Origin of the sequence: Zhihengliuella sp. (assembly GCF_031178195.1) — a bacterium.
Taxonomy (GTDB): Bacteria; Actinomycetota; Actinomycetes; order Actinomycetales; family Micrococcaceae; genus Zhihengliuella.
This window is the reverse complement of sequence record NZ_JAPSJL010000008.1, coordinates 37099-56121: the sequence shown is the minus strand read 5'-3', so window position 1 is coordinate 56121 and position 19023 is coordinate 37099. Positions and strand designations below refer to the sequence as shown.

Here is a 19023-nt window from a genome sequence, read left to right as displayed (position 1 = left end):
CGTCGCATATGGGCTGTCAGCAGGACCTCAGAAGCTGGAGTGCCGGCCGACCTGCGGCGTTCCCTTACGCCAGTTCGCGCTCGATCCGGCCCATCAGCGCCAGCAGCCGTGCCTCCGCGCCGGCGCGGCCGATCAGATGCACGCCCATCGACAGTCCGTCCGCGGTCGTGAGACTGGGAACGACTCCAGCCGGTAGTTGGGAAACGTTCACCATCGACGTGTAGGGCGTGTACTGGCACTGCAGGCGGTAGTCCAGGTCGCCGTCCGCGTGCCGCGGATCGGGCCCGGTGAAATAGCCGATCGGCCGCGGCGTCTGCGCCATGGCGGGCGTGAGCACCGCGTCGTAGCGCCCCCACTGGGCACGCAGGTCGCGGGCGATCTCCAGGAGCACGGCGGAGGCGGCACGTTTGGCGTCCTCGGTGCGCTCGAGCGCACGTCGGCGGAACTGGTAGGTCAGCCCGGTCAGCTCCTGCTCGGCACCGTCGGGCAGAGGCAGGTCGGCCAGCCGGGAGGTCCAGACGCTGTGGAACGCGTCCGGGTAGCGCGGGTCGTAGCGCAGGCGCGCCTCCTCGATCCGGTGGCCCGCGGCCTCCAGGGCGCGGATGCCCGCCTCCAGCGCCTGCCGCGCCGGCGCCGAGACGCTGATCGGATAGACGGACTCGAAGGGGCTCGTCAGACTCACGCCGATCCGCAGGGGGCGCTCGAGCTCCGGCTCCAGCCCGAGCGCAGCGCGCTCGAACGGGCCTGCGCCGACCGGAGGCCCGACGGGGCTCCCGGGTCTCGGCCCGGCGGCTGCGCCGACCGCCGTGCCCATCAACGCGTCCATCAGAGCTCCGGCGTCGGCGGCGCTGCGTGCGATTGGCCCGGAGACCACCAAGCGCGGGGCGCCGTAGCCGTCCACATACAGCTCGCCGTCCCGGGCGCCGGCGTCGGTGTCGCTCGCCGCGAGCGCCGAGCGGTCCGCCGGCACGGTGTTGAAGCCAGGCTTGAGCCCGACCAGCCCGCACGCCGCGGCCGGGATCCGGACGGACCCGCCGCCGTCGTTCCCGATCACCGCCGGCAGCATCCGGACCGCGACCGCCGCCGCGCTGCCGCCGCTGGAGCCGCCCGCGGAGAGGGCCGGGTCCAGGGGGTTCCGCGCCGGCGGCGCCACGAGGTTCTCCGAGTAGGAGTTCAGCCCGAACTCCGGGATCTGCGTCTTGCCCAGGCTCACGGTGCCGGCGGCGCGGAGCTGTGCGACGACGGGGTGGTCGCCCGCCGGCGTCTGCGGCGGGACCGCAGCGGTCCCGTAGGTGGTGGGGACCCCGGCGACGTCCCAGAGGTCCTTCCACCCCGCCGGAACCCCGTGCAGCGGCGCGAGCCCGGCGGGATCGCCGGCGCCGGCGCGGCGGACGGCGACCCAGCGCTCGTCGAGGGCGGCCGCCTCGTCCAGTGCGGTCTCGGCGGTGACCCGGGTGAACGCGCCGATCCGCGGGTTCCGCTGAGCGACGCGGCCCAGGAACGCCCCGGCGGCCTCCCGCGCGGAGAGGGCTCCGGAGCGCAGCGCCTCCCGCAACTCGCGCAGCGTCAGCGACGTGACGCCGTCGGTGTCGGCAGGCCTCGGACCCTGTGTCATGTGGCTCCCCGATCTGTCCCGTGGTGTGCCGGCCAATCGCTCCCCACTATAGGCTTGGGGACACCGTCGAACCGGTAGAAGCGACTGCTGAGGAGCCCAGAATGAGCGAGTTCGAGACCGTCCGGCCGACCGAGATCCCCGAGGGGGCGAAGGTCCTGGATGTGCGCGAGGACTACGAGTGGGAGGCCGGCCACGCGGCCGGCGCCGTGCACATCCCCATGAACGAGGTCCCGGAGCGCCTCGACGAGCTGGATCCGGACGAGGACACCTACGTCATCTGCCGCACCGGCGGCCGCTCGGCCCAGGTGGCCCAGTACCTGACGGTCAACGGCTACACGGCCTTCAACGTCGCCGGCGGCTCCGGCGCCTGGCTCGAGGCCGGCCTGCCGCTGCAGAGCGAGACCGGCGAGGATCCCATCATCCGATGATCTACACGTACCTCGGCCCCGCCGGGACCTTCACCGAGTCCGCCCTCCTGCAGGTCCCCGGGGCCGCGGACGCCGAGCGCGTCCCCGCCAGCAGCGTGGACAACGCCCTGGACCGCGTGCGCTCCGGCGCGGCCGACGCGGCGATGGTGCCGATCGAGAACTCCGTGGAGGGCGGCGTCTCCGCGACGCTCGACGCGATCGCGACCGGCCACTCGCTGCAGATCGTGGCCGAGGCCCTGGTCCAGATCTCCTTCGACCTGGTGGCCCGCGACGGGATCGACGACCCGTCCCGAATCCGGACCGTCGCCACCCACGGGCACGCGTGGGCGCAGTGCCGCCGCTGGGCGGAGGCCGAGATGCCGCAGGCGGAATTCATGCTGTCCTCGTCCACCGCCGCGGGGGCCATGCTCCTGCTGGAGGAGAACGACGTCGACGCCGCCATCTGCTCCCCGCTGGTCGCGGAGCAGTACCCGCTGACGGTCCTCCGCCGCGGGATCGAGGACAACGCGGAGGCGGTGACGCGCTTCGTGCTCGTCCGCCGGCCGGGCTCCCTGCCGGCGGCGACCGGCGCGGACAAGACCACCGTGGTCATCCCGCTGCCTGAGGACCACCCGGGGGCGCTCATGGGGATCCTGGAGCAGTTCGCCGCCCGGAGCGTGAACCTCTCCCGGATCGAGTCCCGGCCCACCGGCAAGGGGCTGGGCAACTACTTCTTCTCGATCGACGCCCACGGCCACGTGGACGAGGCCCGGATGGCCGACGCGCTGGCCGGCCTGCACCGGATCAGCCCGGACCTGCGGTTCCTCGGCTCCTACCCGGCCGCCGGGCTGCCCGGCGAGGACGCGGTGCCCGTGGACCGCCCCTCGGTGGAGCGGCACAACACGGACGAGGCGTTCGCCGCCGCCGCCCGGTGGATCGAGGAGCTCCGCGCCCGCCACGCCTGAGCGGCGCTCAGGCAGGCCTCAGCAGCGAACCTCGAGCGCGCCGGGGAGCACCTCGACGTCCATCCGGACCACCTCGCCGTCGGTGTCGCCGTCGAGCTGCGCGGCGATCGCCTCGTCGACGCGCAGCGTGACGCGCCTGCCCTGGTAGTAGTCGATGATCGGGTCCTTCTTGGACCGGTGCTTCAGCATGCCGCGCAGGGCGATCCACCCCCACCCGAAGACCGAGCGCGGGCTCATGACCACCACGTCCAGCAGGCCGTCGTCGATCACGGCGTCGGGTGCCAGGACCAGCCCGCCCTGGAGCTTGCCGCAGTTGGCCACCATGACCGAGCGGGTCTTGACCACCATCTCCTCGGCGTCGTCGATCGTGATGCGGACGGTCTTGCGGTGCCCGGCCATCTGGCGGAACCCGGCCTCGGCGTAGGCGACGGCGCCCAGCCGGGCCTTCAGCTCGCTGTCCGTGGCTTCCATCATCTCGGCGTCGAAGCCCACGCCGGCGATGACGGCGAAGACCTTCTCCTCCACGGTGCCGTCGGCCCGGGTGAGCCGCACGCGGGCCGAGTCCACCTTGCGCTCGGTGCCGAAGACCGCCTGGGAGAGGGCCTCCTCGTCGTCATCCACGTCGATGTCCAGATTGCGGGCCAGCAGGTTGCCCGTGCCCAGGGGCAGGACGGACATGACCTTGTCGTGACCGGTCATGACCTCGACCGCCACGCGGACGGTGCCGTCCCCGCCGGCGGCGATGATGGTGTCGAAGTCTCCCTCGAGGGCGTCGCGTGTCATCTGGTAGCCGGCGTCGTCCGGGGTGGTCTCGAAGAAGACGGGAGGCTCCAGTCCGGCGCTGGCGCAGGCCTCGACGAGGCGGCGCTTGGCCGAGGCCGCCTTGTTCTTGGACGGGTTGAGGATGACGGCGATGCGGTGCGCCCCCTGGGGCAGCTCGACCGCATCCGACGCCTCGGCGGCAGGTTCGGGGCCGTCCGGTGCGGAGGCGATGCGCCGGCCCACCGAGCGGGCGTAGAACAGGGCCACGACGGCCAGGGCGATCGCGATGACGAGGAGGACGATGACGACCATTTCGAACGGCATGGGCTCAGCCTATAGGCGGCGACCCGGCGGCGCGGCGATTCGCTAGGCTGTACGCGTGATCGACGTCAGAGAACTGGTAGAGAATCCGGACGCCTTCCGCGCGTCGCAGCGCAGTCGCGGCGCGGACGAGTCGCTCGTGGACCGCATCATCGCGGCGGACGCCTCCCGGCGGGAGTCGATCGCGGAGTTCGAGTCGCTGCGGGCCGAGCAGAAGGCCTTCGGCAAGCGGGTCGCGCAGGCCAAGGGCGAGGAGAAGCAGGCCCTCCTGGCCGAGGTCAAGGACCTCGCCTCGCGGGTCAAGGCCGCCGAGGCCGCGGCCGATGCGGCCCAGGAGGAGCTGACGGGGCTCCAGCGGTCCTTCCCGAACCTCATCGCCGACGGTGTCCCGGCCGGCGGCGAGGACGATTTCACCGTACTCAAGCACGTCGGCGAGCCGCGCGACTTCTCCGCGGACGGCTTCGAGCCGCGCGACCACCTGGAGATCGGCGAGCTCATCGGCGCGATCGACATGGAGCGCGGCGCCAAGGTCTCCGGCTCGCGGTTCTACTTCCTCAAGGGCGTCGGCGCCCGGCTCGAGATCGCGCTGATGAACATGGCGCTCGATCTGGCGTTGGAGAACGGGTTCACGCCCATGATCACGCCCACGCTGGTCCGGCCCGAGACCATGCAGGGCACCGGGTTCGACGTCGCGCACGACGACGAGATCTACCGCCTCGAGCGCGACGACCTGTACCTGACCGGCACGTCCGAGGTCGCCCTCGCCGGCTACCACGCCGACGAGATCATGGACCTCTCCGCCGGGCCCCTGCGCTACGCCGGCTGGTCCTCCTGCTACCGGCGCGAGGCCGGGTCGGCCGGCAAGGACACCCGCGGCATCATCCGCGTCCACCAGTTCAACAAGCTGGAGATGTTCATCTACACCTCCGTCGAGAACGCGGAGGCCGAGCACGCCCGCCTGCTCGCCTGGGAGGAGCAGATGCTCGCGAAGGTCGAGCTGCCGTACCGCGTGATCGACACCGCCGCCGGCGACCTCGGCATGAGCGCCGCCCGCAAGTTCGACTGCGAGGCCTGGGTGCCCACGCAGGGCAAGTACCGCGAGCTGACGTCCACCTCGAACTGCACCACGTTCCAGGCGCGGCGGCTGAACATCCGCGAGCGCCAGATCGACGCCGACGGCAAGCCGGGCCGGACCCGCGCCGTGGCCACGCTGAACGGCACGCTGGCCACCACCCGGTGGATCGTCGCGATCCTCGAGCAGCACCAGAACGCCGACGGCTCCGTCACGGTCCCCGAGGCGCTCCGCCCGTACCTCGGCGGCCTCGAGGTCCTGCCGGTCCTCTAGGGTTCCACCGCCGCCGCGCTCAGCCGGCGGCCTGGAGCGCCAGCCACACCTCCGCCCGCCCGGCGAAGGTGGACAGGTCCAGGCTCAGGAGGCGCTCGGCTCTGCCGATGCGCGCTTTGAGGGTGTGGCGGTGGATGCCGAGCTCCCGGGCCGCCGGGTCCCACTGCCCGTTGTGCTCCAGCCACGTGCGCAGGTCGTCCACCAGCTGGGAGCCGTCGTCGTGGCGGGACAGCGGGGCCAGCAGCCGCCGGGCGACCTCCCGGGCCCGCAGCTCGGGGAGCAGCCCCGCCATGCCGTTCTCGGCGACGTCGGAGATCGCCGCGCTGGGAGCGCCGACCAGCTCCGCGTGGTCCCGGGCCTGCTCGGCCTGCCGGATCCCGGACGGAAGCTCGGCGTAGACGACGGCGTCGGAGATCCCCGTGTGGGTAGCCGGGCTGCGACGCGCGGCCCGCAGGGCCTGGCGCGCCTCCGCCTCGTCGGCCACGAGCACGACGCCGTCCCGGTGCGAGGCTCCGAACAGGCGCCCGGGGGCGGAGGCGATCGCGTCCTCCAGCCAGCCGTCGAGACGGTCCGGACCGGCCTCCGGCGCTCTGAAGAAGAGGACCCGCACCGGCTCCGCGGGCAGCGGCGACCCCATCCGCTGGGCGATGTCGCGCACGAGGGCCAGATCACCGGCCAGCAGGGCCGTCATCAGGCCGGTGCGCAGCGCGGCGCGCGAGCGGTTCAGCGCCCGGTTCTGCTCCAGGGCGAGCCCCACGAGCGCGATGACGCTGGCGACTACGGAACGGGCCGCCTGGTCGAGGGCCCCGTTCGCTCCGCCGTCGTTCGCTCCGCCATCGTTCGCTCCTCCGTCGTCCCCCTCGTCGTCGCGTCCCCCGCCGTCGCTCCCGGCGCCGATGACCAGCACGCCACGGAGCTCGCCGCGACGGCCGATGGTTTGGAACTCGAGGGCGTCGCCGTCGCAGACCACCGTGGATCCGGAGCGCTGACCGCGCCCCAGCAGGCGCGAGACCTCGACGGCGAGGGGCTCGGCCACGAGCGGATCCTCCGCCCGCCCCGCGCCGGCCCCAACCAGGTGGGTCCGGCGCCCGTCCGCGTCGTGGAGGGCCACCCAGCGGTCCAGCTGCCGGGCGAGCTCGGCGAGGCTCGCGTCCACGCCGTCGGCGCGGAGGGACGCGAAGGAGATGGCGCGCTGCGCGCCGAGGGCCCAGCTCTCGCGGGCGTGCCGGTTCGCCGAGACGCTGTCCGCGACGCGGCGGATCACCGCCAGGAACGGGATGCGGTAGGGGACCTCGAACAGCGGCAGGCCGGCCGCGCGGCACGCGGCCACGAGCTCCGGCGGCACGTCCGGGCGCAGCACGCCGGTCCCGAAGCCCAGTCCCACGATCCCGCTGTCCCGCAGCCGGGCCGCGTAGTCCTTGAACCGCGCCGGCGACGTGCCGCCGAACTGGGCGCCGGTGGTCAGGACGGCGTTGCCGACGCCGAGGAAGGGGGTCGGATCCGCCAGATCGCTTCCCGCGACCCAGGTCAGCGGCGTGTCGAGACATCCGCCGTCCTCCGGGGCGGTCAGCGGGCGGAGTCCCAGGTCGGGATCCGCCAGGAGGCTGCGCAGGGTCGCGGTCACGACGGCTCCGTCCGGGTCATGCCGTTTTGGCTAAAGAAAGTCGTTCATTTTGACACATTGGCACCGCAGATGTGTTCCGCACAACTCTACGCTCGTCCCTGTGCCCCGCGTGGTGCGCCCGATCACAGGGCGCCGGCAGCGGGCCACGCACAGACCCCCGGGCCGGAAACCGGCCCGGCCCGGTGCCGACGAGGAAGAGGACAGGCATCCCCATGAAGATTCTGGTGGGCTACACCCATACCGCGGGCGGAGGCGACGCCGTGCGCCTCGGCGTCCGCCTGGCGCGCGCGCTCGACGCGACGCTCGAGCTGGTCATGGTCCTCACGTCGGAGCGGGGCGCCCTGGTGCCGCGCGACGCCGGCTACACGCAGCACGTGCGCACCGCCGCAGAGTCGTGGCTCGCCGAGGCGGCGGGCACGGTGCCGGACGACGTCCGCGTGGGCACCCACGTGGAGCAGGCGGACTCGGCCGCCGGCGGGCTGCTGTCGGCGAGCCGCCGACTGGGCACCACGCTGATCGTGGTCGGCGGGCGCGAGCGCACCGGGAGCGTCGCCAACTCGCTCCTGCACGCCTCCCGGGTCCCCGTCGCCGTGGCACCGACCACGGCCGGGGGCGCTGGGGGCGGGACGCCGGCCGAGGCGCCCCTGACGCGCGTGACCGCCGCCGTCGGCCTGCGCCCCGGCGCCGAGGAGGTCATGCGCGCGGCCGCGGCGGCCGCCGCCCGGACCGGCACCGACCTGCGGGTCCTCTCGCTCGTCCCGCTCGACGCCAAGGACCCCGCCGCCCCCGAGGCGGCCGCGACGGCGAACGAGCACGCCGAGCGCGTCCGCGGCTTCCTCGAGGCCGCCGCGCCCGAGGTGGCGGTGACCGACGTCGCCGTCGCGACGGGCCGCGGCATCGAGGACGCCGTCCGCCGGGCCGAGTGGCAGCCGGGCGACCTCGTCGTCGTCGGCTCCTCCCGCCTGGCCTCCCGCGGCCGCATCTTCCTGGGCAGCACCGCCGGCAAGATGCTGCGCGCCCTGCCCGTCCCGCTGGTGATCGTGCCGCGGGAGACCGAACTGACCTTCGACGACGAGGAAACCACAGCATGAGCAGCACCGAAGCGCAGCGGGCCGCGGCGCCCGCCCCCGGCGGCGAGCCGGCCGAGCAGTCCGGCGGCCTGAGCAAGAAGGGCCTCAGCGCGGGCTCCGTGGGGCTGATCGGCGCGATCGTCATCGGCATCTCCTGCATCGCCCCGGCCTACACGTTCACGGCCGCGATCGGCCCGACGGCGTCCGCCGTCGGGCTGCAGGTCCCGGCCATCATCCTGGTCGGCTTCATCCCGATGCTCCTCGTCGCCTTCGGCTACCGGGAGCTCAACCGCTCCATGCCGGACAGCGGCACCTCCTTCACCTGGGCCACCCGGGCCTTCGGACCGTGGATCGGCTGGCTGGGAGGCTGGGGCCTCATCGCCGCGACCATCCTGGTCCTGTCCAACCTCGCCGGCGTCGCCGTCGACTTCCTCTATCTGCTCCTGGCCCAGATCACGGGCAACGCGGGGATCGCCGACCTGACGAGCAACCCCCTGATCAACGTCGCCACCTGTCTGGCGTTCATGGCGGCGGCGACGGCCATCTCCTACCGCGACATGCAGACCACCCAGCGGGTGCAGTATCTGCTGGTCGGCTTCCAGATCGCCGTGCTGGTGGTCTTCGCCGTCGCCGCGCTCAGGCACGTCGCGGACGGCAGCGCGTTCGACGCGACGCCGATCGCCCTCGAGTGGTTCAACCCGTTCGCCGTCGACTCCTTCTCCGCCGTGGCGGCCGGCCTGTCCCTCTCCATCTTCATCTTCTGGGGCTGGGACGTGACCTTGACGATGAACGAGGAGACCAAGGGCTCCGCGTCCACGCCGGGCAAGGCCGCCACCCTGACGGTCCTCATCATCGTGGGCCTGTACCTGCTGCTCTCGGTGGCACTCATCGCCTTCGCCGGCGTCGGCACGGGCGAGTACGGCCTGGGCAACGAGGAGATCCAGGAGAACGTCTTCTTCCACCTCTCGCACCTGGTGCTCGGCCCGTTCGCCTGGCTGGTCTCGCTGGCCGTGCTCTCCAGCTCGGCGGCCTCGCTCCAGTCGACGTTCGTCTCGCCGGCGCGCACCCTGCTGGCCATGGGCCACTACGGGGCCATCTCGCCGAAGTTCGCCCGTATCAGCCCGCGGTTCTTCACGCCCGGCTACGCGACGATCGTCTCCGCCGTCGTCGCGTCGGCCTTCTACGCCGTGATGCGCTTCGTCTCGGAGAACGTCCTCTGGGACACCATCACGGCCCTAGGCATGATGATCTGCCTGTACTACGGCATCACCGCCTTCGCGAGCGTCTGGTACTTCCGCCGGACGTTCACGGCCTCCGTGCGGAACTTCGTGTTCCAGCTGCTCTGCCCGGGCATCGGCGGGATCATCCTGATGATCCTGTTCTTCACCACCATCATCGACAGCATGGATCCCGCCTACGGCTCCGGCTCGCACCTCTTCGGCCTCGGCCTGGTCTTCGTGCTCGGCATGGCCGTGCTGGGCATCGGGGTCGTCATCATGGTGGTCCAGTACGTCCGCCGGCCCGCGTTCTTCCGCGGCGAGACGCTGACGACGGCGGCCGAGGAGCGCTGACCCGCCCCGCCCCGTCCGCGGCGCGACCGGCGGTGGACGGGGCGGCGAGCAGCCGGTGAAACCCCGGTGAAGAACCGCTGCCGCGGGGTGGTGGTGTGCCGTGGCGCGTCGCGCGCCGCGTCCGAAAGTGCTTCACTATGGAGATGATCGAAACACTGGCTACCGGCACCGAAGACCGGAAGATGAATGACAAGAAGATGATCTGCCTCGACGTGGACGGGACCCTGGTGGACCACGAGGGGCACATGAGCGGGGCCGTCCGCGAGGCCGCACGCGCCGTCGTCGAGGCCGGGCACACCGTGGTGGTCTCCACCGGCCGCTCGCTCGGGGCCACGCTCCCGATCGTGGAGCTGCTCGGCATCGAGGAGGGCTACGCGGTCTGCTCCAACGGCGGCGTGACGCTGCGGATCGACACCTCGCTGCCGGAGGCCTACGAGGTCATCGACCGGAAGACCTTCGACCCCGCGCCGGCCCTGAAGGCACTGCGCCACTCGCTGCCGACCGCGAAGTTCGCCCTGGAGGACGACGAGGGCCAGTTCCTCTCCACGGAGCGGTTCCAGGATGCCAGCTTCGGCGTCGAGGCCCGCGGCGTGGACTTCGAGGACATGATGGAGGCCACCGCCACGCGCCTGGTGGTCTTCTCCACCGACTCGACCGCCGAGGAGTTCGGCAAGGCCGTCCGCAGCATCGGCCTGGCGGGCGTGACCTACTCCGTGGGCTGGACCGCGTGGCTGGACATCGCCGCGCAGGGCGTCAGCAAGGCCACCGCGCTCGAGGAGCTGCGGATCATGCTGGATGTCGACCCGTCCGTCACGGTCGCCGCCGGCGACGGCCGCAACGACATCGAGATGCTCGCCTGGGCCGCCCGCGGCGTCGCGATGGGCCAGGCCCCCGAGGAGGTCAAGGACGTCGCCGACGAGGTGACGGCCCCGGTCGAGGAGGACGGACTCGCCGACATCCTGCGCGACATCCTCACCGAGTCGGTCCGCGCCGCCTGAGCGCAGGATCGCCGCGACTCGCCGCGGGCAGGGCCCGGACGAGACGCAGGGCCGGTCGACCCCGGAATCGGGATCGACCGGCCCTGCGTCCGTCGTCGGGGGATCTGCTCCGCGCGTCCGGGTCTCGGCCCGTCAGCGGTCCTGGTAGCGGGTCCGCACGAAGTGCAGGCCCACCAGGGAGACCACCGCGATGATCAGGTAGTAGTAGCCCGGCGTCTCCAGGACCCCGGTGGCATCCAGCAGCCACGTCAGCACCAGCGGCGCGATGCCGCCGAAGAGCGTGACGCCGATGTTGTAGGACACCGACAGGCCCGAGCCGCGGATCGCCGCCGGGAACAGCGCGGAGAGCAGCGCCGGCAGCGGGGCGAAGTAGAACGTCATCACGATGCCGAGGATCACGATCACGGCCACCAGCGTCGCCACGCTCGGGAACGCGACCAGGAACGCGAACAGGGGCCAGGCGAGCACGAGCGCGGCGAGGGCGGACACGGTCATGACGCGCCCGGCGCCGACCCGGTCGGCCAGCGCCCCGACGAACGGGGAGCCGACCAGCATCACGATGCCGGCGACGAGACCGCCGAGGTAGCCGGCCGTGGCCGGGACGTCGAGGTGCTCGATCGCGAACGTCGGCATGTAGAAGATCATGTAGACGGAGATCGTCGCGACGCCGATGACCCCGATGCCGGCCAGCGTGCGGCCGAGGTGCTGCGTCAGCACGGTCTTCAGCGGGGTCTTCTCCTTGACCGTGTTCACGAACTCCTCGGTCTCGCTCATCCGCGCGCGGATGTAGAGGCCGACGGGGCCCACGAGCAGGCCGAAGAAGAACGGGATGCGCCAGCCCCACGCGTACAGGTCCTCCTCGGACATCCACGTGTACAGCGCGAACCCGAAGGCGGAGGAGAGCAGCAGCGAGGCGCCCTGGGCGGCGATCTGCCAGGAGGCGTAGAAGGCCTTCCGGTGCGGCGCCGACTCGATCAGGAACGTCGTGGCCGTGCCGAACTCGCCGCCGGCGGAGAAGCCCTGCACCAGTCGCGAGAGCAGGATCGCGGCGGCGGCCCACACGCCCACCTGGTCGTACGTGGGCGCCAGCGCCATGATCAGGGTCGCGACCATCATGAGCATCATGGTCAGCGTCAGGGCGTTGCGGCGGCCCTTGCGGTCCGCGTAGCTGCCGAGGATCATCGCGCCGAGGGGGCGGATGAGGTAGGACAGCGCGAACGCGGCGAACGTCTGCATCAGTCCGATGACGTGGGCGTTCTCGCCCTCGGCGGGGAAGAAGTTCGCGGCGATGACGACGGCGAACGCGGCGTAGACCGTGAAGTCGAACCATTCGAGGGCGGCGCCGATGGAGCTGCTGATGACGGCCTTCTTGGCGGTCTTGAGCCGCTCGGGCGTAACTTCCAGGGGTGCGGTGGTGGTCATGGTTCCGTTCCTTAGGCGCGGTGCGCGGCGATGAGGCGGTCGAAGAAGGACTCGCACCGGGCGATCTGGTCCAGCTCGATGAATTCGTCGGGGGCGTGCGCCTGGGCGATGTCGCCCGGGCCGCAGACCACGGTGGGGATGCCCGCGCGGGAGAAGAGGCCGGCCTCGGTCCCGTAGGTGACCTTGCCGGTGCTCGCGTCGGCGCCCCACTCGACGACCCGGGAGACGATGGCGGCGTCGTCGGCCGTCTCCAGCCCCGGGGCCGTGGAGACGATCGTGAACTCGGCGCCGGCGGAGCCGTCCTGCTCGCGCATGAGCGCGCCGATGCGCTGGACCTCGGCGCGGAAGCGCTCGATCAGGGCCTCCTGGTCGACGGCGGCGATCGAGCGGAACTCGAACGTCACCGTGCAGTCGGCGGGGATGGTGTTCACGGCGATGCCGCCGTCGATCCGGTTGGCCGTGGTGGTGGTGTAGGGGACGAGGTAGCCGTCGTCGAAGGGGCCGTCCTGGGCGAACTCGGCGGCGACGCCGTGGACGAACCGGACGAACTCGGCGGCGTGCGCGATCGCGTTGACGCCCTCGGTGGGCAGCGACGAGTGGGCGGCGACGCCCCGGAAGTGCGCCTGCAGGACGTTGACGGACTTGTGCCCGCGGATCATCCGCATGCTCGTGGGCTCGCCGACCACGCAGCCGGTGGGCTCGAGGCCGGCCTCGACGATCGCGTCCACGAGGGACACCGCGCCGATGCAGCCGACCTCCTCGTCGTAGGAGAAGGCGAAGTGGATCGGCTCGGCGAGCGGCTGGGAGGCGATGTCGTCGATCTTCGCCACGGCGACGCCCAGGAAGGACTTCATGTCGGCGCTGCCGCGCGCGTACAGGCGGCCGTCGCGGGTCTCGGGGGCGAACGGGTCGCTCGACCAGTCCTGGCCGTCGACGGGGACGACGTCGGTGTGCGCCGAGACGACGGTCCCGCCACGCGTCGATCCGTCGGCGGCCGGGAACGTAGCCAGGAGATTGGCCTTGGTGCCCTCGGCGTTGTGGATCAGGGTGGGTTCCACGCCGGCGGACCGGAGTCGGCCGACGACGTGCTCGATGAGCGGGAGGTTGGAGTCCCGGCTGGTGGTGTCGAACCGGATGAGACGCTCGATCTCCGCCAGGCTCGCGGGGGTGTGGGTCACGGCTGCAGCTCCTTCAGATGGGCAGGGGTGGGCGCAGGCGCACCATTTTGACACGTGTCAGGTCGTGCGCCCAGACCGCCCGGAAGCCGGACGTCACAACGTGCTCCACGCCTCATCCCGCGACTCCGTGCGGTCCGGTCCGATCCCGGCGGAGTCTATCCCGCCGGCGGGGGCCCACCGAGTGCTGCCGCCGGTCGGCCGCCGGGTGCTCTCAGGGGAGATCGGCCCGGGCGACGACGCGGAGCCCCGCCGCCGCGCCGTCGCCGCCGGTGGACTGCTGCTCCACGAGCCAGGCACGGGCCGAGATCACCCGGCCGGGCGCCGTGCGGTACTCGGCCACGTCGAGCAGCAGGTGGCCGGAGGGCGCGTCGTCCGGGCGGCTCAGCTCGGCGTCGGCCTCCGAGAAGTCGGAGAAGACGATCCGCGCCTCGCGCGATCGAGGGCGGGAGCCGCCGGCGAGCGGCCCGTCGATCCCCGGCGCCGCGAGCCGTGCGCCCGGGAAGAGATGGCTGTGGGAGGCGTGGAGCACCACGCCCCCGGCGTCGTTCCGTTCGGCATCGCTGGGCATCGCGCGGCCCTCCTGGCGGTCGAGTCCGTTGGTCCGGCCCGGGGCCGCCGCATCCGCCGTGCGCGGGGTGGCGTCAGGCCTGTGCGGCGAGCATAGCGGCCTGGGAGGAGTCCGTCACCCGGTTCCGGGCGGCGTCGTCACTGCCCCTGCAGGGCGGGCAGGGGGCAGCGGCTGGCGAGCACGGCGGGCTCGAAGGAGATGACCACGCGGCCGCGGACGTCGTCGTACGCGACCTCCGCCTCCACCTCGTAGACCTCGCGGATCAGCTCGGGCGTGAGCACCTCCCGCGGCGTGCCGCCGGCGACGACCGATCCGCCGTGGAGGACCACCAGGTGATCGCAGAACATCGCGGCGAGGTTGAGGTCGTGCATCGCGACGACGGTGGTCATCGGCAGCCGGGTGACGAGCGTGAGCAGCTCCAGCTGGTGCCGGATGTCCAGGTGGTTGGTGGGTTCGTCGAGCAGCAGCTCGCGCGGCTCCTGCGCCAGCGCGCGGGCGATCTGCGCCCGCTGCCGCTCGCCGCCGGAGAGCGTGTGCCAGAGCCGGTCGGCCTTGTCGCTCAGGCCGGTCTGCTCGAGGGCGCGCACGACGGCGGCGCGGTCGGCGTCCGGGTCGCCGCCCCAGGTGCCGCGGTGGGGGATCCGGCCGAGGCGCACGACATCCTCGACGAGGATGTCCATGTCGGTCTGCGCGTGCTGGCTGACGACCGCGACCGTGCGCGCGATGGCACGGCGCGGGATCGAGGAGAGGGGCTCGCCGTCCAGCTCGATCGCGCCGGCGGACGGCCTGGTGACGCCCTGCATCAGGCGCAGGAGGGAGGACTTGCCGGACCCATTGGGGCCGAGCAGGCCGACGGTCGCTCCGGGCTCGGGGCGCAGGGTCACGCCGTCGACGATCAGCGCGCCCTCGCGTTCCCAGCTGACGTTCTCGGCGGTGAGGCTCATGCGGCCCTCCGGCGTCGGGCGAGCAGGGCGATGAACACCGGCACACCGATCAGCGCGGTGCCGACGCCCACGGGGAGCGGGGTGGGGGCGAAGGCTACGCGGGAACCGGCGTCGACCCAGACCATGAAGATCGCGCCGAGGACGGCCGTGGCCGGAACCACGCGCGTGTGCCTGGAGCCGAAGAGCAGGCGGGCCGCGTGCGGCAGGACGAGGCCGACGAAGCCGATCGCCCCGGCCACGCTGACCAGGGTGGCCGTGATGAGCGCGGTCATGAGCAGCAGCAGCAGGCGCACGCGGCGCACGTTGAGCCCGAGCGAGGAGGCGACCTCGTCGCCGAACGCGAACGCGTCCAGCGCGTGGGCGTAGCGCAGGCAGATGAGCGTCCCCGCCGCGACGACGGCGAGGCAGAGCCCGACGTCGTCCCAGCGCACGCCCTCCAGCGAGCCGAGCAGCCAGAACATGACCCCGCGGGTCTCGTCGGAATCCGCGAACGCGAACACGACCAGCGAGGTCAGCGCGGAGAACAGCTGCGTGCTGGCGACGCCGGCGAGGACCACGCGGTCGTTGCCGCCGCCGGCCATCCGGGCCAGCGCCAGCACCAGGGCGAACGCAACGAGCGCGCCGATGAACGCGCCGCCGGAGAGGCCGAGGGCCGCACCGCCGAGGCCCAGCACGCCCGTAGCGACGGCGCCCGTCGAGGCGCCCGAGGAGACGCCGAGGACGTAGGGGTCGGCCAGGGGGTTGCGCAGCAGCGACTGCATGATCGCCCCGCAGAGGCCGAGGCCGGCACCGCAGGCGGCCGCGACGAGGGCGCGGGGCAGGCGTTCCTGCCAGACGATCGCGTCCTCGGAGACGCGCACGGGGATCTGCGCACCCGCCAGGTGGTTCAGGACCACGTCGCGCACGTTGACGAGCGAGACGTCGGCCGGGCCCAGCGTGATCGCCACACCGACCGACAGGACCAGCAGGGCCAGGCCGCCGAGGGTGAAGACGGTGCCCAGCAGCGCGGTGCGCAGACGCCGTCGCGTGCGCAGGACGCGCGGCGCCGCGGCGCCGGCGGCGTTCGTGCTCCGCGCGCCGACGGTCGCCGCGACCGCGCCCCGGTTCGAGCCGGCCACGCCGGTCCTCTCCTCGTCCGTCACGACCGCGCTAGCCAGCGTCCTGCTCCTTCCAGAACTCCGCGATCTTCTCCAGACCGTCGACGGAGCGGATGGACGGGTTCATCTCGGCGCCGTGGAGGGCGATGTACCGCTTGTTCTTCACCGCGTCCATGGTCTTGGTCAGGGGATCCGACTCGAGGAACGCGATCTTCTCCTCGAGCAGGTCGCCGGGGAAGCGCGCCCGCTGCAGGTCGCCCAGGACCAGCACCTCCGGGTTCTTCTCGACGACGGCCTCCCAGCCCATGGCCGGCCAGTCGTCGGGGGTGTCCGCGAAGACGTTCTCCATGCCGGACATGTCGGCGAGCATCGCCGCCGATCCGTAGCCGCCGGCCATGTACGGCGTGCGCGTGTCCGCGAACCAGAAGGCGACCGTCGCACCGTCGGCGTCCACGCCGTCGAGCGCCGCGGCCGTGCGCTCCTCCAGGTCCGCGACCAGCGCGTCGCCGCGGGAGGGGACGTCGAAGACGGCCGCGATCTCGCGGATCTCCGTGTAGAGGGACTCGACGTCCAGCAGCTGTGTGCGCGTGCCGCCGCCGTTGATGGAGACGTCGCCCTCGCAGTCGGTGGGGGACAGGTAGGTCTCGATGCCCGTCTCGGCGAAGCGGTCGCGGGTGGCGACGCCGGTCTCGTTGAGGTGGCGGCCGAAGGAGGCGGTGATGAAGTCGGGATCGGCGCCGAGGACGACCTCGTAGGTGGGGGCGTTGTCGGCCAGTCGCGGGACGTCCTCGTTGGCGGCCTCGAGCTCCGGCAGGATCGGGTCCGTCCAGGACGCCGTGCCCACCACGCGGTCCTCGAGCCCGAGGGAGAGGAGGATCTCGGTGGAGTTCTGGTCCAGGGACACCACGCGCTCCGGCGGGGCGTCGACCGTGACCTCGGTGCCGCAGTTGTCGATGGTCAGGGGGTACTCCGTGACGCCCTCGCCCGCGGCCGAGGACGCGGCCGACTCCTCCGGGACGGGCTCGGAGGCCCCGCATCCGGCGAGGGCAGCGGTCAGGGTCGCCGTCAGGGCGGCGTAGGCGAGGGTGCGGATCCTCATGAGTGCTCCAGGGGCTCGGAATCAGGCCGCGGGACCGCCCGCGTCGATGACCGAGCTTAGCCGAACCTAAGTCGATTACGGAAAAGCCCGCGCGCCTATATTGATGGACTCGGTGGGGAAATCCCGGGCATGATCGGCCCTAAATAGTCGGCCCTGCCCGCTCGGCCCGCTCGGCCCGCTCGGTGTGGCCGGGCGGGCCGGGCAGGTCCCGCCCCTGGCCTGCCCGGCCTCCCCCCTGGGTTCAGCCGTCGTGCCGGCGCACCCACTCGAGCAGGGCGTCGCGCACGAATCCTGCGCCCTCGGCGCCGCCGTAGTTCGCGGCGAAGCGCTCGTCCGCGACGTACAGATCCGCCAACCCGGCGATGTAGCCCGTGTCCGGCGCCCCACCGGCCCCGGGCGTGCCGGGCACGGAGCCCAGCCACTCGACGTGGCGGGCCGCGAGCGCCTGGGCGCGCTCCGACGCCGGGCTCTCGCCCGCCGCGGCGGCCGCTGCCCAGTCCTCGCCGAGCTCGCGCACGCGGGCCTTCCACGCGGCGCGCTCCTCGTCGCCCAGGCCGCGCCACCAGCGGTCGCGCGCCCGGTAGGCATCGGCTCCCCAGCGCTCGGTCACCTCGTCCTTGTGCTGCGTGTGGTCGAACCCGTCGAACATGGTGTCCGCCATGAGATCGCCACCTCCCTTCAATGTGGTGATGGTCCGCTCGACCGACGCGATCTGCCGCGCCAGCCGCTCCTGCTCGCCGCGGAGCACGCCCAGGTGCGCGTCCAGCGCCCGGGCCTGCGCCGCCCGCCCTGGGGCGGAGGCCGCCGTCCCGGTCGCCGAGGCGTCCAGGGCCTCCCGGATCGCCGGCAGGCCGAGGCCAAGCCCGCGCAGCAGGAGGATCCGCTGCAGGCGGAGGAGGCAGTCGGCGTCGTAGTAGCGGTACCCGTTGAACCCCACGCGCGACGGCGGCAGGAGACCGACGTCGTCGTAGTGCCGCAGCGTCCGGCTGGTGGTCCCCGTGAGCCGGGCGACCTCCTGGATGGACCACTCGCGGTCCGCTCCACCGTGTGCGGCGGCTCCGTGCTGCGCGCTCGTCACGACGGCGCTCCTTCCGTCTCGTCCCTCCCGCCTGGTGCTCCGGCGGCGTGATCACCACGGTAGAAGTTGACGCGACGTCAAGGTCAAGGGGGAGCGGGCAGGTGTCCGGGCGGGTGCGCGGACCGGATCGCGCGCCCGGGGGCCTCAGACGCCGAAGAGCCCGATCACCAGGCCCATCGCCAGCACGGCGACGAGCTCGTGAGCGGCGTTGAGCAGGGTCAGGGCGGCCGGCCGGCCCTCGAACGCGTCGTGCGTGAAGAATCGGGCGAGCGTGAAACCGGCCCAGAGGATCACGCCCGTGATGAGCGTGTTGGCTAGGAACGACCCGCCGTAGAACTCCTGGGCGATGAACGCGGACCCGGCCAGCACCCAGGCGGTGATGAACGCGGCGATCGCGCTGACGATCAGCGGCCCCGCGATGCTCTTCCCCTGCCCGGGTTCCACGCGCGCCAGTCGCATCCAGGCGCTGCCGAAGGTCTTGGGCGTGTACCAGACCATGCCCACCACCATCGACGCCACCGTGGCGACGAGGACGGCCCAGATGTTGATGTCGGGAACCATGGGGATCTCCTAGCGGTCGGCTGCGCGCCGCGGGGGCGCCGGTGCCGCCAGTCTAGGCACGATCGTCCCCAGTGGGACAGGCTTTCGGCAGCCCTCAGACCGCGGTGGCGAGGAGTGCCCCGACGGCGGAGAGCGCGCCGGCGACGAGCAGTACGCCCATGGCGATGACGCCGAGGCCGATCGCGACCATCCGCCGGGCGACGAGGCCGCACTGCGACGGCGATCCGGACCCTCCGGCCGGTGGCTTCGGGCCCCGGCGGCGCGCGAGGCCGGACGGTGCTGCGGGGGCCAGGTGGCGGGCGGTGGCTGACATACGGTCTCCTGCGGTGGTGGCCCGGGCGGGGCCGGCGGTTGCTGCGTCACCCTTAAAGAGCGCCCGGCCCGCGGATCGTGACGCG

18 protein-coding genes are annotated in these 19023 nt (G+C 72.6%); 6 read left to right on the top strand and 12 right to left on the bottom strand.

What is annotated here, in order from left to right:
• Positions 1 to 64 precede the first annotated feature (64 nt).
• Entirely contained in the window at positions 65 to 1615 is a 1551-nt protein-coding gene (locus RIN46_RS11580) for an amidase (RefSeq protein ID WP_309081736.1), read from the bottom strand.
• Between the two features lie 101 nt (positions 1616 to 1716).
• On the opposite strand from RIN46_RS11580, the gene RIN46_RS11575 reads away from it, so the two are divergent.
• Positions 1717 to 2043, top strand: a complete 327-nt coding sequence (locus RIN46_RS11575; RefSeq protein ID WP_309081735.1) for a rhodanese-like domain-containing protein — start codon at positions 1717 to 1719, stop codon at positions 2041 to 2043.
• Entirely contained in the window at positions 2040 to 2987 is a 948-nt protein-coding gene (pheA, locus tag RIN46_RS11570; RefSeq protein ID WP_309081734.1) for a prephenate dehydratase, read from the top strand. Before RIN46_RS11575 ends, pheA begins: the two co-directional genes overlap by 4 nt.
• Positions 2988 to 3005: 18 nt before the next feature.
• On the opposite strand, the gene RIN46_RS11565 is transcribed toward pheA, so the two are convergent.
• The gene (locus RIN46_RS11565) at positions 3006 to 4073 is read right to left on the bottom strand and encodes a diacylglycerol kinase family lipid kinase (protein WP_309081733.1); all 1068 of its coding nucleotides are present in this window, start codon (positions 4071 to 4073) and stop codon (positions 3006 to 3008) included.
• Between the two features lie 55 nt (positions 4074 to 4128).
• Here RIN46_RS11565 and serS point away from each other — a divergent pair, with 55 nt between their 5' ends.
• On the top strand, positions 4129 to 5415 hold the full coding sequence (gene serS / locus RIN46_RS11560) for a serine--tRNA ligase (RefSeq protein WP_309081732.1): 1287 nt from the start codon (positions 4129 to 4131) through the stop codon (positions 5413 to 5415).
• A gap of 19 nt (positions 5416 to 5434) precedes the next feature.
• Here the strand turns inward: serS and RIN46_RS11555 are convergent, their stop codons facing one another.
• Positions 5435 to 7039: a PucR family transcriptional regulator gene (locus RIN46_RS11555; RefSeq protein WP_309081731.1), complete on the bottom strand. Its 1605-nt coding sequence runs from the start codon at positions 7037 to 7039 to the stop codon at positions 5435 to 5437.
• Positions 7040 to 7251: 212 nt separating this feature from the next.
• On the opposite strand from RIN46_RS11555, the gene RIN46_RS11550 reads away from it, so the two are divergent.
• The 3 genes from RIN46_RS11550 to RIN46_RS11540 all read left to right on the top strand — a co-directional run bounded on the left by RIN46_RS11550 (position 7252) and on the right by RIN46_RS11540 (position 10678).
• Positions 7252 to 8130 carry a universal stress protein gene (locus RIN46_RS11550; RefSeq protein ID WP_309081730.1) on the top strand — a complete coding sequence of 293 codons (879 nt, stop codon included), beginning with the start codon at positions 7252 to 7254 and terminating at the stop codon, positions 8128 to 8130.
• Positions 8127 to 9680 (top strand): APC family permease, encoded by a 1554-nt coding sequence (locus RIN46_RS11545; protein ID WP_309081729.1) that lies wholly within the window; start codon positions 8127 to 8129, stop codon positions 9678 to 9680. Before RIN46_RS11550 ends, RIN46_RS11545 begins: the two co-directional genes overlap by 4 nt.
• Before the next feature lie 143 nt (positions 9681 to 9823).
• Positions 9824 to 10678 carry an HAD family hydrolase gene (locus RIN46_RS11540; RefSeq protein ID WP_309081728.1) on the top strand — a complete coding sequence of 285 codons (855 nt, stop codon included), beginning with the start codon at positions 9824 to 9826 and terminating at the stop codon, positions 10676 to 10678.
• A gap of 132 nt (positions 10679 to 10810) precedes the next feature.
• Here RIN46_RS11540 and RIN46_RS11535 read toward each other — a convergent pair whose 3' ends face one another.
• From RIN46_RS11535 to RIN46_RS11495, 9 genes are all read right to left on the bottom strand, one after another.
• Positions 10811 to 12100 (bottom strand): MFS transporter, encoded by a 1290-nt coding sequence (locus RIN46_RS11535; RefSeq protein WP_309081727.1) that lies wholly within the window; start codon positions 12098 to 12100, stop codon positions 10811 to 10813.
• A gap of 11 nt (positions 12101 to 12111) precedes the next feature.
• Positions 12112 to 13278, bottom strand: a complete 1167-nt coding sequence (gene argE, locus RIN46_RS11530) for an acetylornithine deacetylase (protein ID WP_309081726.1) — start codon at positions 13276 to 13278, stop codon at positions 12112 to 12114.
• 211 nt (positions 13279 to 13489) lie between these two features.
• Entirely contained in the window at positions 13490 to 13846 is a 357-nt protein-coding gene (locus RIN46_RS11525; RefSeq protein WP_309081725.1) for a hypothetical protein, read from the bottom strand.
• A 137-nt stretch (positions 13847 to 13983) separates the two neighbouring features.
• Positions 13984 to 14790, bottom strand: a complete 807-nt coding sequence (locus tag RIN46_RS11520) for an ABC transporter ATP-binding protein (protein WP_309081724.1) — start codon at positions 14788 to 14790, stop codon at positions 13984 to 13986.
• Complete coding sequence (locus RIN46_RS11515) at positions 14787 to 15824, bottom strand: FecCD family ABC transporter permease (RefSeq protein WP_375141885.1); 1038 nt, start codon at positions 15822 to 15824, stop codon at positions 14787 to 14789. Before RIN46_RS11515 ends, RIN46_RS11520 begins: the two co-directional genes overlap by 4 nt.
• Positions 15825 to 15939: 115 nt before the next feature.
• On the bottom strand, positions 15940 to 16986 hold the full coding sequence (locus tag RIN46_RS11510; RefSeq protein WP_309081723.1) for an ABC transporter substrate-binding protein: 1047 nt from the start codon (positions 16984 to 16986) through the stop codon (positions 15940 to 15942).
• Positions 16987 to 17227: 241 nt separating this feature from the next.
• Complete coding sequence (locus tag RIN46_RS11505) at positions 17228 to 18064, bottom strand: TipAS antibiotic-recognition domain-containing protein (protein WP_309081722.1); 837 nt, start codon at positions 18062 to 18064, stop codon at positions 17228 to 17230.
• A gap of 144 nt (positions 18065 to 18208) precedes the next feature.
• The gene (locus RIN46_RS11500; RefSeq protein WP_309081721.1) at positions 18209 to 18625 is read right to left on the bottom strand and encodes a DUF1761 domain-containing protein; all 417 of its coding nucleotides are present in this window, start codon (positions 18623 to 18625) and stop codon (positions 18209 to 18211) included.
• 94 nt (positions 18626 to 18719) lie between these two features.
• Positions 18720 to 18938 (bottom strand): hypothetical protein, encoded by a 219-nt coding sequence (locus tag RIN46_RS11495; protein WP_309081720.1) that lies wholly within the window; start codon positions 18936 to 18938, stop codon positions 18720 to 18722.
• Between the last annotated feature and the right edge of the window lie 85 nt (positions 18939 to 19023).